The sequence below is a fragment of the Variovorax sucrosi genome (genome assembly GCF_051216635.1).
GTDB lineage: Bacteria > Pseudomonadota > Gammaproteobacteria > Burkholderiales > Burkholderiaceae_C > Variovorax.
This window is the reverse complement of record NZ_JBPJZU010000002.1, coordinates 38,638-51,239: the sequence shown is the minus strand read 5'-3', so window position 1 is coordinate 51,239 and position 12,602 is coordinate 38,638. Positions and strand designations below refer to the sequence as shown.

The window sequence follows — 12,602 nt, the reverse complement described above, 5'->3', positions numbered from 1 at the left end:
CGCCGAAGCGCAGCGCAGTGACGCCGGCCACCACTGCGGTGCCGGCGGCGCGCTGCCAGCCGGACCGGGCCGCTGAGGCTCACGCCGGGGCCAGCACGCAGCGTTGCGCACGCGCCAGGTAGTGCGCGAGCGGCGGCGTCGGGCAGGCCGGTACCTTGGCCAGGTCGTCCCACAGCCGCAACGCGACCGCATCGGTCGCGTGCTCCTGCGCGATGAAGGTCGCCGCCTGCTCGGCCGAGAAGATGCCGCCCTGGAGTTCGAGGCTGCGCCTGGAGTCGGCCGACAGTTGCTGCCAGTAGTCGGCGCGCGTCGCGCACAGGTAGCGCTTGGCGTCGACGTGCCACTTGATCGCCGCCAGCACGCGCTCGCCGAACACGCCGCGCAGGAAGGGCAGGGCGAAATACTGGTGCACGTCGTCCACCCCGCGCAGGGTGGGCGTTTCGCCCTGGTCGTTGAGCAGATGGCCCAGGTCGTGCAGCAGCGCGGCCGTGACCAACTCGTCGTCGGCACCCGACTGCTCGGCAAGCAGCGCCGTCTGCAGGGCGTGTTCGAGCTGGGTCACGGGCTCGCCGCTGTATTGCGCGGCGCCGTGGCGTGCAAAGAGCGCTTCGATGTCGGACAGGCTCAGCGCCATGGTTCAGGCTGTCACGGCAACTGCGGCCTTGACGGCCGCGGTGCGGGCAGCGGCCTGCTTCTGCTCGTAGTTGCGCAGCGTGCGCTCGCGGCTGTTCATCACATGCTGGTACATGGCTTGCCCGGCCGCATCCGGGTCGCCGGCCGCGATGGCCTTGACGATCTGCCGATGTTCGCGTGAATAGGCGGTCATCGATTCGGTTGTGAGGTTCTGCCGGCGGAACAGCGACAGTTCGTTGACCAGCCGCCGGTAGGTCGCGAGCAGCTTGCTGTTGCCCGCGAGCTCCAGCAGCCGGTCGTGGAACTTGAGGTTGAAGCGGTGGTAGTCGTGCGCGTTGTCGCTCTTGACGGCCTGTTCCATCGCATCCACCAGTTGCCGCAGCTCACGCACCTCGGTGGGCGTGATGCCCAGGGCCAGCTTGCGGCCGACGTAGAGGTCCATCACGGCGCGCACCTCGAAGATCTCCAGCGCTTCCTCGACCGGCACGTCGCGCACGAACACGCCGCGGTTTTTTTCGGTGCGCACCAGGCCGGCTTCTTCGAGCATGCGGAAGGCCTCGCGCACCGGCCCGCGCGACACGCCGATCTGCTCGGCCAGCGTGGCCTCGGTGAGCTTGGCACCGGAGGGGAGCGTGCCGTCCAGGATCATGTGCTCGATCTCGCGCTGCACCAGATTGGCCAGGGAGTTGGATTGGAGCTGGGCGATGGCAGGGTTGCTGGAGATCCTCGGGGCCATGTTTCCATCCTACTCGTCCATCGTAGGTTGTCTACAATTTACAAAAGACAATAGACAAATGAGTCGAGATGGCCCCGATTTTGCTTGGCGCCTGTGTCACGAACATGTCGTTTCGTGCCGGCACAGTCCCTTTCTTTTTCGACAAGGACCCTCTCGATGTCTCTCGCCAAGTCCCTCCTCGCCGGCCTGATCGGCATGGCATTCGCCGGCGCCGCATTGGCGCAGAAGACGCAGCTGATCGTCTACACCGCGCTGGAGACCGACCAGCTGAAGGCCTACCAGGAGGCCTTCAACAAGGTCGAGCCGAACATCGACATCAAGTGGGTGCGCGACTCCACCGGTGTGGTGACGGCCAAGCTGCTGGCCGAGAAGGCCAACCCGCAGGCCGACGTGATCATGGGCGTGGCCGCCACCAGCCTGGCCCTGTTCGAGCGCAACGGCATGCTCGAGCCCTACGCGCCGCTGAACCTCGACGCGATCATGCCGGCCTACCGCGACAAGAAGTCGCCGCCGGCCTGGTTCGGCATGGATGTGTTCGGCGCGGTGGTGTGCTTCAACACCGTCGAAGCCAAGAAGAAGAACATCCCGATCCCGACCACCTGGAAGGATCTGACCAAGCCCGAGTTCAAGGGCCAGGTCGTGATGCCCAACCCCGCGTCCTCGGGCACCGGCTACCTCGACGTGGTGTCGTGGCTGCAGATGTGGGGCGACGATGGCGGCAAGGGCGGCGGCTGGAAGTACATGGACGCGCTGCACGAGAACATCGGCCAGTACACGCACTCGGGCTCCAAGCCCTGCAACATGGCCGCGGCTGGCGAATACGTGGCCGGCGTGTCCTTCGAATACCGCGGCCACGCCAACAAGGCCAAGGGCGCGCCGATCGAACTGGTGTTCCCGAAGGAAGGCCTGGGCTGGGACCTGGAAGGCTTCGCCATCTACAAGGGCACCAAGAAACTCGACGCTGCCAAGAAGCTGGCCGACTGGGCCTCGTCGAAGGACGCCATGATTTTGTACGGCAAGAACTTCGCGATCACCGCGCAGCCGGGCGTCGCGCCCAAGCTGGCCAACATCCCGGCCGACTACGAGTCGCGGTTGATCAAGCTCGACTTCGACAAGGCCGCCGCCGGCCGCGAACGCACGCTGGCCGAATGGTCGAAGCGCTACGACGCCAAGAGCGAACCGAAGAAGTGAGCCGGGGCCGCGCGTGACCGAGGCCTACCTCGAACTGCAGGGCATCCACAAGCGCTTCGGCGCCTTCACCGCGCTCGACGACATCCACCTGTCGATCGGTCGCGGGGAATTCGTCTGCTTCCTGGGGCCCTCGGGCTGCGGCAAGACCACGCTGCTGCGCATCATCGCGGGCCTGGAGACGCAGACGGCCGGGCGCATCGTGCAGGCCGGCCGCGACATCTCGGTGCTGCCGCCGGGCGGGCGCGACTACGGGATCATGTTCCAGTCGTATGCGCTGTTCCCGAACCTCACGGTCGCGCAGAACGTGGCCTATGGGCTGGTCAACCGCAAGCAGTCGCGCGCGCAGATCGCGCCGCGCGTCGACGAGCTGCTGAAGCTGGTCGGCCTGCCGGGCAGCGGTAGCAAGTACCCGGCGCAACTGTCGGGCGGCCAGCAGCAGCGCATCGCGCTGGCGCGGGCGCTTGCGACCTCGCCCGGGCTGCTGCTGCTCGACGAACCGCTGTCGGCGCTCGACGCCATCGTGCGCGTGCATCTGCGCAACGAGATCCGCTCGCTGCAACGCGAGCTTGGCGTGACGACCGTCATGGTCACGCATGACCAGGAAGAGGCGCTGTCGGTGGCCGACCGCATCGTGGTGATGAACCATGGCGTCATCGAACAGGTCGGCACGCCCATGCAGGTCTACCGTGAGCCGGCGTCGCCCTTCGTGGCCGACTTCGTCGGCAAGGTGAACCGCCTTCGCGGTGTGGCCGAGGGCGATCATTGGTTCCGCTGCGGCGAGAAGCGCCTGCAGTGCCTGCCCGCTGCCGGGGCGGATTTCCGGCCCGGCCACGAGGTCGCGCTGTACCTGCGTCCGGAGGACCGTGTCGTCGGGCCCGGCGTGCGTGACGACGACCCGCTGCGCTGCACCGGCGTCGTGCGCCACATCGAGTTCCTGGGCGGCAATTGCCTGGCCGAGGTGGAGGTCGACGGCATGCCCGGCCAGCCGCTTCAACTGCAGTATTCGCTCAACCAGATGGACGAGTTTGCGGTGCATGAGGGTGCGAACGTACGCTTCGCGCTGCGTGCCGACCGGCTGCGCGTGTTTCCGCTGTCGGCGGCCTGATGGCGCCGCTGTCTGCCGTCGTCCAGCCGCCACTGCGGCAGCAGGTCCACTGGACCGACCGACTCGCGAATCTGGGGTTGCTCGGCACGGTCGCGCTGCTGTGCATCGGGCTGCTCGCGCCGCTGCTGCTGATCCTGTCGAAGGCACTCGACGCACCCGAAGGGGCTGCTTCCGGTGCCAGTGCCTTTGCGGCCTACCTGGCGTCACCGGCCCTGTTGCAGAGCCTGTGGCACAGCGTCTGGGTGTCGCTGCTGGTGACGGCCATCGTGCTGCCACTGGCCTTCACCTTCGCGTATGCGCTGACACGCAGCTGCATGCCCTTGAAGCCGCTGTTTCGCACCATCACGCTGCTGCCGCTGCTGGCGCCGTCGCTGCTGTCGGCGATCTCGTTGATCTACTGGTTCGGCAACCAGGGCATCGCCAAGGATTTGTGGCTCGCGCTGGGCTTCAGCGGCATCTACGGCGCGTCGGGCATCGTGCTGGCGGAATGCTTTGCCGCCTTTCCGCACGTGCTGATGATCCTCGTCACCGCGCTCACGCTGGCCGATGCGCGGCTGTACGAGGCGGCCGATGCGCTGGGCACCGGCACCGTGCGCAAGTTCTTCACCATCACGCTGCCAGGCGCCAAGTACGGGCTGATCTCGGCGGGAATGGTGTGCTTCACCCTCGTCATCACCGACTTTGGCATCCCCAAGGTGGTGGGCGGCAATTTCAACGTGCTGGCGACCGATGTGTTCAAGCTCGTGATCGGGCAGCAGGACTTCCAGCGCGGCGCGGTGGTCGCGTTGCTCCTGCTCATGCCGGCGGCCATCACCTTCGGCATCGACTACCTGGTGCAGCGCAAGCAGACCTCGACGCTCACTGCCCGGGCCGTGGCCCTGGTGCCCAAGCGTTCGCGCGGGTTCGACCGTGTCATGACGCTCTACTGCGTGGTGATCGCCGGCCTGATGCTCGCGATGTTCGGCATGGCGGTCTTCGCGTCCTTCGCCACCCTGTGGCCCTACAACCTGCAGCCGAGCCTGACGCACTACATCTCCGGGCTGGTCGATGCGGAGCTGGGCGACGCGATGATCAACAGCCTGAAGCTGGCGGGCTGTACCGCGGTGATCGGCACGACGGTGGTGTTCGTCGGTGCCTACCTGCTGGAGAAGACCCGCGGACTCGATTGGGCACGGTCGCTGGTGCGCCTGCTGGCGATGCTGCCGATGGCCGTGCCCGGCCTGGTGCTCGGCCTGGGCTACATCTTCTTCTTCAATGCCCCGGCGAACCCGTTGAATGTGCTGTACCAGTCGCTGCCCTTGCTGGTGCTGTGCACCATCGTCCACTTCTACACCACCGGACACCTGACGATGGTCACCGCCCTGAAGTCGATCGATGCCGAATTCGAGTCGGTTTCGGCCTCGCTCAAGGTGCCGTTCTACAAGACCTTCTGGCGCGTCACACTGCCGATCTGCCTGCCGACCCTGCTGGACGTGTCGCGCTACTTCTTCATCAACGCGATGACCACCATCTCGGCGGTCGTCTTCCTCTATTCGCCCGACACCAAGCTGGCATCCGTCGCCATCCTCAACCTCGACGAGGCGGGTGACACCGGCCCGGCCGCCGCCATGGCGGTGCTGATCGCCGCGACTTCGGCGGTGGTCACCTTGCTCTACATGGCGCTCGGCAAATGGGTGGATCGTCGCACCCAGTCCTGGCGGGCTCCCGGGCGATGAGCGCGCTGGTCCTGTTCGACCTGGACAATACCTTGCTCGACGGTGACAGCGAGGTGCTGTGGGCCGATTTTCTGATCGCGCAGGGCCTGCTCGATGCGAGCTTCGCAGCACGGAACGCCGAGATGGACCGCCGCTATCGCGCAGGCGAAGCCGCACCGGCGGACTTCTGCGAGTTCTTCGCGTCCACGCTCCAGGGCCGCACGCCAGCGCAATGGCACCCGGTGCGCGAGGCCTTCATGGCGCAGGTGGTCCGGCCGCGCATTCCACCGGCGGCGCGTGAACTCCTGCGACAGCATGTCTTGCACGGCGACCTGATGGTGCTCACCAGCGCCACCAGCCGCTTCCTGGTCGAGCGAACGGCGGCCGAGCTGGGCTTCGAGCACGTGATCGCCACCGAACTCGCACAAGAGACCGACGGACGTTTCAGCGGTCGCACGCGCGGCACGCTCAACATGCGCGAGGGCAAGGTCACGCGTCTGCGCGCGTGGCTGGCCGAGCGCGGCGTCACGTCCGACGGGCTGCTGCGGACCGCTTTCTTCTACAGCGATTCGATCAACGACCTGCCGCTGCTGCTGGCCGTGGGCCAGCCGGTCGCCGTCGATCCCGATCCCCAACTGACCGCCGAAGCACAGGCGCGGCACTGGCCGGTGCTGCGCCTCGCGCGGCCTTCCTTCCCTTCCGAACCATGACTGCAGCAGCCAACTCGCATTTCGATCTCATCGTGATCGGTGCCGGCATCGTCGGCCTGGCCCACGCCTACGTGGCGGCACGCCGCGGCCTGCGCGTGTGCGTGGTGGAGCGCGACGCGGCCTGCGTCGGCGCATCCATCCGCAATTTCGGCTTCGTGACCGTCACGGGGCAGGGCGCCGGCGACACCTGGCGCCGCGCCCGGCGTGCCCGCGAGATCTGGGGCGAAGTCGCACCGCAGGCCGGCATCGAGGCGGTACATCAGGGCCTGTACCTCACGGCCTTCCGTCCGCAGGCGCTCAAGGTGCTCGAGGCCTTCATGGCCACCGAGATGGGCGCGCAGTGCGAACTGCTCGATGTGGACGAGGCCGCAAGGCGCGCGCCCGTACTGCAGCTCCACGGCGCTCAGGGCGTGCTCTACAGCCCGCACGAGATGCGCGTCGAGTCGCGCACCGCCATCGGCCTGCTGGCGCGCTGGCTGGCCGAGGCGCACGGCGTGGTGTTCCGATTCGGCGAGGCCGTGCTCGAGGTCGCGACGCCGCGCGTGCGCACCTCGCGCGCCGTGCTGCACGGCGAACGCGTGGCCGTCTGCACGAATACCGACCTGAACGGCCTGTTCGCCGAACGCCTGGTGCCGCATCAGCTGCGCCTGTGCCAGTTGCACATGCTGCGGGTGCAGCCCGAGCCGGGCTTCCAGCTGCCGGGCTCGGTCATGGCCGACCTGAGCCTGGTGCGCTACCACGGCTACAGCCAACTGCCCGAGGCGGCGCCGCTGCTCGAACAGATGCGGCGGGAGGAGGGCGAATCGCTGGCCCACGGCATCCACCTCATCGTTGTGCAGAGCGCCGACGGCTCGCTGGTGGTGGGCGATTCGCACCACTACGGCGCCGTGCTCGAACCCTTCGCCGACCAGCGCGTCGACGACCTGATCCTGCGTCATCTGCGCGAGACGCTCAAGCTGCAGCAGGCCACGGTGACCCAGCGCTGGGTCGGCACCTACCCCTCGTCGGCCAGCACCGACTGCCTGATCGACCGCCCCGACGATGCCACTCGGATGGTGATCGTCACCAGCGGCACCGGCGCCAGCACCGCCTTCGGCATTGCCGAAGAAGTGTTCGCGGATTGGTAAACCCTCTTCTTTTCTTTTTATGACTTCCAACCCGACCACCCTCAGCGCCGTCGTCTTCGACTGGGCTGGCACCATCCTTGACTTCGGCTCCTGCGCGCCGATGGGCGCCTTCGTGCGCCTGTTCGAGAAGTTCGGCGTCAGCCTCACCATCGACGAGGCGCGTGGCCCCATGGGCATGGCCAAGTGGGACCACATCCATGCGCTCGGGCAACTGCCGCGCATCGCCGCGCAGTGGCAGCAGGTGCACGGCAAGCCCTTCACCGATGCCGATGTCGACCATCTCTACGAGGTCTTCACGCCGATGAATGCGGCGGTGGTGGCCGACTTCGCCGACTTCATTCCCGGCGCGGTGCAGATGGTCGACTCGCTGCGCGCGCGTGGCCTCAAGATCGGCTCCACCACCGGCTACAACCGGCCGATCATGGAGGTGCTGACACCCATCGCCGCGGCCGGCGGCTACGTGCCCGACAACCTGGTGTGCGCCGGCGACCTGGCGGCCGGCCGCCCGTCACCGCTCATGATGTACCGCACCTTCGCCGACATCGGCGTGTGGCCGCCGTCCCGCGTGGTGAAGGTCGACGACACCGGTGTCGGCATCGAGGAAGGCCTGAACGCCGGCACCTGGACGGTGGGCCTGGCCATCAGCGGCAACGCGGTCGGCCTGCCGCTGGCGCAATGGGAGGCGCTGGACGCGGCGCAGCAGGAGGCGCTGCGCCAGGCCGCGACCGTCAAGCTCAAGGCCGCCGGTGCGCACTACGTGATCGACAGCGTGGCGGACCTGATGCCCGTGATCGAGGACATCGAGGCGAAGCTGAAGCAGGGCCGGATGCCCTGAGCCCGCTCAGCTGCCGGCGTCGCTGCGCACCCGCATGAAGCGCGCGAATCGTGGCACGCCGCTCGGGTTGGTGCCGTTGTAGCGGTAGGTCACCCAGGTGCCGACCGGTGGCGGGTCGCGGCGCTGTGCATCCGTGAAGCCGCCGCCCAGCTTGAAGCGCCGCCCCTCCGGCGTCTCGACGACCAGGGCGCCAAGATGGCCCGCATGCCGGCCCTGGCCGGCCGTGTGGCCGACAACGCGTGCCTCGGCATCGTCGTAGGGCTTGAACTTCAGCAGGTCGGCGTTGCGCTCACCGCGGTACGGCGCGCCGCCGCGATGGAGCATCAGGCCCTCACCGCCGAGCTTCACCGTCTTGTTCAGCAGCGCTTGCAGCTCGGCATGCGTGGTCGCGCGCTGCTGTGCGACCGGCACCACCCACGGCGCCTGGGTGATGGGCAGCAGCTGGCGCAGCGCGGCCAGCCGCGCGTCGAAGTCGCCGGGCTGGGCGGGCAGGTCGAACACCATGAAGCGCATCTCGCGCCAGGCCGCTTCGTTCGGGGCTTCGCTGCGCACAGTCGATGTGGCCAGCTCGAAGCGACCCCGGCCGGCCCAGAGTTCGCCGTCCATCGGCGTGGCCGACAGCGGCGCGGTGAACCAGGCCGGCGCCACGACGCGGGTGCCGCCACGCGTCCAAAGCACGCGGCCGTCCCAGTAGCCGCGCACGCCGTCGTACTTCTCGCTGACCCAGTAGCCGGCGAGCGGCATGCCGGGCCGGTACACCTCGGCCAGCATCAGCGCCGGGGCGGCGGCCAGGGTGGTCAGCGGCAGGGCGCCCGCCAAGCCAGCCGCCATCAGAAAGCGACGTCGTTTCATTGCGACCCTCCCAGGTCACTCTCCCGTTCGGAGAACCGAAAATCAGACAGCAGGCTCGTCGATGCCGCCCACCACGTTGCTGAAGCCGCCGTCGACGTAGGTGATCTCGGCCGTCACGCCGCCGGCGAGGTCGCTCAGCAGGAAGGCGGCCACGTTGCCGACATCCTCGATCGTGATGTTGCGGCGGATGGGCGATACCTCGGCGACGGTGGCGAGGATCCTGCCGAAGCCCTTGATGCCGCTGGCCGCGAGCGTCTTGACCGGACCGGCGCTGATGCCGTTCACGCGCATCCCCTTGGGGCCGAGCGATTGCGCCAGGTAACGTACCGAGGCTTCTAGGCTGGCCTTGGCCAGGCCCATGGTGTTGTAGTTTGGCAGGGCGCGGATGGCGCCGAGGTAGGTCAGCGTGAGCAGGGCCGACTTGTCATTGAGGTAGGGCAGGGCGGCCTTGGCCATGGCCGGGAAGCTGTAGGCGCTGATGTCGTGCGCGATCTTGAAGCCCTCTCGCGACAGGCCGTCGAGGAAGTCACCTGCAATCGCCTCGCGTGGCGCGAAGCCGATGCTGTGCACGAAGCCATCGAACTTCGGCCAGGTCTGCGAGAGGTCCGCGAAGAGCTTCTCGATCTGCGCGTCGTCGCCCACGTCGCAGTCGAAGATCAGCTTGGAGCCGAAGTCGGCAGCGAATTCGGTGATACGGTCCTTGAAACGCTCGCCGACATAGCTGAAGGCCAGTTCCGCACCCTGTTGATGACAGGCCTTGGCGATGCCGTACGCGATCGATCGGTTGCTCAGCACGCCGGTGATCAGAATTTTTTTGCCCGAAAGAAAGCCCATGGAGTTGCCTCGTGAAAATCTTGGGCAGAATTCTCGCATGCGAGGTTGGCTGCTCCTGATGATGTTGCTCTCGGCGGCCCCCTCGTGGGCTGCCCATGCCTACGCGCAGTTCGGCGACGTCAAGTACCCGCCCGGCTTCACGAACTTCAGCTATGCGAATCCGCAGGCGCCCAAGGGCGGCGAGATCCGCATGGTGCCACCCACGCGGCCGACCAATTTCGACAAGTTCAACCCATTCACGCTCAAGGGCACGGCGCCCTACGGCATCGGCTCGCTCATGATCGAGAGCCTGCTCACGGGCAATTCCGAAGAGCCGACCACGGCCTACGGCTTGCTGGCCGAGGACGTCGCGGTGGCCGAGGACAAGCGCTCGGCGACCTTCCGGCTTGATCCGAAGGCGCGCTTCCACGACGGCGCGCCCGTGCAGGCGGCCGACGTGGTGCACTCCTTTCGCATGCTGATGAGCAAGGAGGCGGCGCCGCAGTTCAAGACCATCTATGCCGAGGTCAAGGACGTGATCGCCGTCGACGCCCGCACCGTGCGTTTCGACTTCGCCAGCCCCAACCCCGAGCTCCCGCTGGTCGTGGGCGGCATGGCCGTTTTCAGCCGCGCCTGGGGCAAGGGCAAGCTCTTCGACCAGATCACGACCGAGGTGCCGATCGGCTCCGGTCCCTACAAGATCGCGAACCCGCGCATGGGCCGCGACATCACGTACACCCGCGACCCCGGCTACTGGGGCGCCGACCTGCCGGTGCGCAAGGGTCTGTTCAACTTCGACCGCGTGACCTTCAAGATCTACCTCGACGACACCTCGAAGTTCGAGGGCCTGAAAGCGGGCGAGTACGACTTCATGCGCGAATTCACCTCGCGCAACTGGGCGCGCCAGTACACCGGCAAGCAGTTCACCTCGGGCGAGCTCGTCAAGCGCGCCTTCGAGAACAAGAACCCAGGCGACTTCCAAGGCTATGTCTTCAATGTGCGCAAGGACAAGTTCAAGGACATCCGGGTGCGCCAGGCCATCGGGCTTGCGATGGACTTCGAGTGGCTCAACAAGCAACTCTTCTACGGCCTCTACAAGCGGGTCGAGGGCTACTATCCCAACAGCGAGTTCCATGCCGAGGGCTTGCCCAAGCCGGAAGAACTGGCATTGCTCGAACCGCTGCGCAGCCAGGTGCGGCCCGAGGTCTTCGGGCCGGCCATGGTGTCGCCCAGCACCGTCCCGCCCGGCAGCCTGCGCGAGAACCTGCGCAAGGCACGCACGTTGCTTGCCGAAGCCGGATGGACCTACCGCGATGGCGCACTGCGCAATGCGAAGAACGAGCCCTTCACCATCGAGTTCCTCAACGACCAGCCCTCGCTGATCCGCGTGGCCACGCCTTTCCAGACCGCACTGCAGAAGCTGGGCATCCAGATGAGCTTTCGCACGGTCGACTTCTCGCTGTCGCAGCAGCGCATGGACAACTTCGATTTCGAGATGACCACGACGCGTTTGCCCGGCAGCACCGCACCGGGCGGCGAACTGCTCGAACTGTTCGGATCGAAGGCCGCGTCGACCAACGGCTCGGCGAACATCTGGGGCATCGCCGACCCGGCGGTGGATGCGTTGCTGCAGAAGGTGGTGGCATCCAAGACGCGACCCGAGCTCGTGAGTGCCATGCGTGCGCTCGACCGGGTGCTGTCGCATGGCTACTACTCGGTGCCGCAGTACTACGGCGACGCCTTCCTGATCGGCTACCGGCCTGCGCCTTTCGTGCTGCCGCCGAGCATTCCGCCGTACTACCAGGCCGATACCTGGGCCATGAGCACCTGGTGGGCTTCGCCCGCGAACAAGTGACCGGGCGCCGCGCATGACCAGCTACATCCTCAAACGCCTGCTGCTCATGGTGCCGACGCTTTTCGGCGTGCTGCTGCTGACTTTCGTCGTGATCCAGTTCGTGCCCGGTGGCCCGGTCGAGCAGATGGTGGCGCAGTTGCAGGGACGCGATTCGGGCGGCGAGCGTGCCGCCAGTTCGGGCGCCGGCTACCGTGGCCGCCAGGGCCTGGACGAGAAACGCATCAAGGAGATCAAGCAGCTCTACGGCTTCGACAAGCCCGCGCACGAGCGCTTCTGGCAGATGCTCAAGAGCTACGCGCGCTTCGACCTGGGCACCAGCTTCTACCAGCGCAAGGACGTGTGGCAACTCGTGAAGGAAAAGCTGCCGGTGTCGATCAGCCTCGGCCTCTGGACCTTTTTCATCAGCTACCTGATCGCCGTGCCGCTGGGCGTGGCGAAGGCGGTGCGGGCGGGTTCGCGCTTCGACTTCGTCACCACGCTGATCGTGCTGATCGGCTATGCCATCCCCGGCTTCGTGCTGGGTGTGGCGCTGCTGGTCATCTTCGGCGGGCAGCTGCAGTGGTTCCCGCTGCGCGGGCTCACGTCGCCCAACTGGGAGTCGATGGGGTGGGGCGCGCGCATCGTCGACTACCTCTGGCACATCACGCTGCCGATCACGGCGATGGTGCTCGGAAGCTTCGCGGTCACCGCCATGCTGACCAAGAATTCCTTCCTGGAAGAGATCCGCAAGCAGTACGTCCTGACCGCCCGCGCCAAGGGGCTGAGCGAACGGCAGGTATTGTGGAAGCATGTGTTTCGCAACGCGCTGATCCCGATCGTCACCGGCTTTCCGGCGGCTTTCATCGGCGCCTTCTTTACCGGCGCGCTGCTGATCGAAACCCTGTTCTCGCTCGACGGCCTCGGCCTGCTGAGCTACGAAAGCGTGATCCGGCGCGACTACCCGGTGGTGCTGGGCACGCTCTATCTCTTCACGCTGATCGGGCTGGTGACCAAGCTGATCTCCGATCTCTGCTATGTCTGGGTGGACCCGAGGGTGAAGTTTGACTAGCGC

The 12,602-nt window shown here is 66.8% G+C and carries 12 protein-coding genes; 8 read left to right on the top strand and 4 right to left on the bottom strand.

All coding sequences use genetic code 11. From position 1 onward, the window contains the following. Positions 1 to 79 precede the first annotated feature (79 nt). Together ACSFBE_RS03295 and ACSFBE_RS03290 are read right to left on the bottom strand one after the other, a co-directional pair. Positions 80 to 634 (bottom strand): phosphonate degradation HD-domain oxygenase, encoded by a 555-nt coding sequence (locus ACSFBE_RS03295; protein WP_435488950.1) that lies wholly within the window; start codon positions 632 to 634, stop codon positions 80 to 82. Between the two features lie 3 nt (positions 635 to 637). Further along, positions 638 to 1,369 (bottom strand): phosphonate utilization associated transcriptional regulator, encoded by a 732-nt coding sequence (locus ACSFBE_RS03290; RefSeq protein WP_435488949.1) that lies wholly within the window; start codon positions 1,367 to 1,369, stop codon positions 638 to 640. Positions 1,370 to 1,525: 156 nt separating this feature from the next. On the opposite strand from ACSFBE_RS03290, the gene ACSFBE_RS03285 reads away from it, so the two are divergent. Genes ACSFBE_RS03285 through phnX form a run of 6 tightly spaced genes read left to right on the top strand, consistent with a single transcriptional unit; the run spans position 1,526 to position 8,031 of the window. Then, positions 1,526 to 2,560 (top strand): putative 2-aminoethylphosphonate ABC transporter substrate-binding protein, encoded by a 1,035-nt coding sequence (locus ACSFBE_RS03285; protein WP_435488948.1) that lies wholly within the window; start codon positions 1,526 to 1,528, stop codon positions 2,558 to 2,560. A gap of 13 nt (positions 2,561 to 2,573) precedes the next feature. Then, on the top strand, positions 2,574 to 3,665 hold the full coding sequence (locus tag ACSFBE_RS03280; RefSeq protein WP_435488947.1) for a putative 2-aminoethylphosphonate ABC transporter ATP-binding protein: 1,092 nt from the start codon (positions 2,574 to 2,576) through the stop codon (positions 3,663 to 3,665). Continuing rightward, a complete protein-coding gene (locus ACSFBE_RS03275) occupies positions 3,665 to 5,380 on the top strand; it encodes a putative 2-aminoethylphosphonate ABC transporter permease subunit (protein ID WP_435488946.1) in 1,716 nt (571 codons plus the stop codon). The genes ACSFBE_RS03280 and ACSFBE_RS03275 overlap by 1 nt, the downstream gene beginning before the upstream one ends. Continuing rightward, entirely contained in the window at positions 5,377 to 6,069 is a 693-nt protein-coding gene (locus tag ACSFBE_RS03270; protein WP_435488945.1) for an HAD family hydrolase, read from the top strand. Before ACSFBE_RS03275 ends, ACSFBE_RS03270 begins: the two co-directional genes overlap by 4 nt. Then, a complete protein-coding gene (locus ACSFBE_RS03265) occupies positions 6,066 to 7,196 on the top strand; it encodes a TIGR03364 family FAD-dependent oxidoreductase (protein WP_435488944.1) in 1,131 nt (376 codons plus the stop codon). Before ACSFBE_RS03270 ends, ACSFBE_RS03265 begins: the two co-directional genes overlap by 4 nt. Before the next feature lie 19 nt (positions 7,197 to 7,215). Beyond that, entirely contained in the window at positions 7,216 to 8,031 is an 816-nt protein-coding gene (phnX, locus tag ACSFBE_RS03260; protein WP_435488943.1) for a phosphonoacetaldehyde hydrolase, read from the top strand. Positions 8,032 to 8,037: 6 nt separating this feature from the next. On the opposite strand, the gene ACSFBE_RS03255 is transcribed toward phnX, so the two are convergent. Together ACSFBE_RS03255 and fabI are read right to left on the bottom strand one after the other, a co-directional pair. Next, positions 8,038 to 8,883, bottom strand: a complete 846-nt coding sequence (locus ACSFBE_RS03255; protein WP_435488942.1) for a DNA ligase — start codon at positions 8,881 to 8,883, stop codon at positions 8,038 to 8,040. A 42-nt stretch (positions 8,884 to 8,925) separates the two neighbouring features. Beyond that, complete coding sequence (fabI, locus tag ACSFBE_RS03250) at positions 8,926 to 9,717, bottom strand: enoyl-ACP reductase FabI (RefSeq protein WP_435488941.1); 792 nt, start codon at positions 9,715 to 9,717, stop codon at positions 8,926 to 8,928. Between the two features lie 37 nt (positions 9,718 to 9,754). Here fabI and ACSFBE_RS03245 point away from each other — a divergent pair, with 37 nt between their 5' ends. Continuing rightward, complete coding sequence (locus tag ACSFBE_RS03245) at positions 9,755 to 11,551, top strand: extracellular solute-binding protein (protein WP_435488940.1); 1,797 nt, start codon at positions 9,755 to 9,757, stop codon at positions 11,549 to 11,551. Between the two features lie 13 nt (positions 11,552 to 11,564). Further along, positions 11,565 to 12,599 (top strand): microcin C ABC transporter permease YejB, encoded by a 1,035-nt coding sequence (locus tag ACSFBE_RS03240; RefSeq protein ID WP_435488939.1) that lies wholly within the window; start codon positions 11,565 to 11,567, stop codon positions 12,597 to 12,599. Positions 12,600 to 12,602 lie beyond the last annotated feature (3 nt).

Coding starts and splice junctions, on each gene's coding strand:
- ACSFBE_RS03245 (WP_435488940.1), top strand. CDS start 9,755: ATGCGAGGTTGGCTGCTCCTGATGATGTTGCTCTCGGCGGCCCCCTCG.
- ACSFBE_RS03295 (WP_435488950.1), bottom strand. CDS start 634: ATGGCGCTGAGCCTGTCCGACATCGAAGCGCTCTTTGCACGCCACGGC.
- ACSFBE_RS03270 (WP_435488945.1), top strand. CDS start 5,377: ATGAGCGCGCTGGTCCTGTTCGACCTGGACAATACCTTGCTCGACGGT.
- ACSFBE_RS03285 (WP_435488948.1), top strand. CDS start 1,526: ATGTCTCTCGCCAAGTCCCTCCTCGCCGGCCTGATCGGCATGGCATTC.
- ACSFBE_RS03275 (WP_435488946.1), top strand. CDS start 3,665: ATGGCGCCGCTGTCTGCCGTCGTCCAGCCGCCACTGCGGCAGCAGGTC.
- ACSFBE_RS03255 (WP_435488942.1), bottom strand. CDS start 8,883: ATGAAACGACGTCGCTTTCTGATGGCGGCTGGCTTGGCGGGCGCCCTG.
- ACSFBE_RS03290 (WP_435488949.1), bottom strand. CDS start 1,369: ATGGCCCCGAGGATCTCCAGCAACCCTGCCATCGCCCAGCTCCAATCC.
- phnX (WP_435488943.1), top strand. CDS start 7,216: ATGACTTCCAACCCGACCACCCTCAGCGCCGTCGTCTTCGACTGGGCT.
- ACSFBE_RS03265 (WP_435488944.1), top strand. CDS start 6,066: ATGACTGCAGCAGCCAACTCGCATTTCGATCTCATCGTGATCGGTGCC.
- fabI (WP_435488941.1), bottom strand. CDS start 9,717: ATGGGCTTTCTTTCGGGCAAAAAAATTCTGATCACCGGCGTGCTGAGC.
- ACSFBE_RS03240 (WP_435488939.1), top strand. CDS start 11,565: ATGACCAGCTACATCCTCAAACGCCTGCTGCTCATGGTGCCGACGCTT.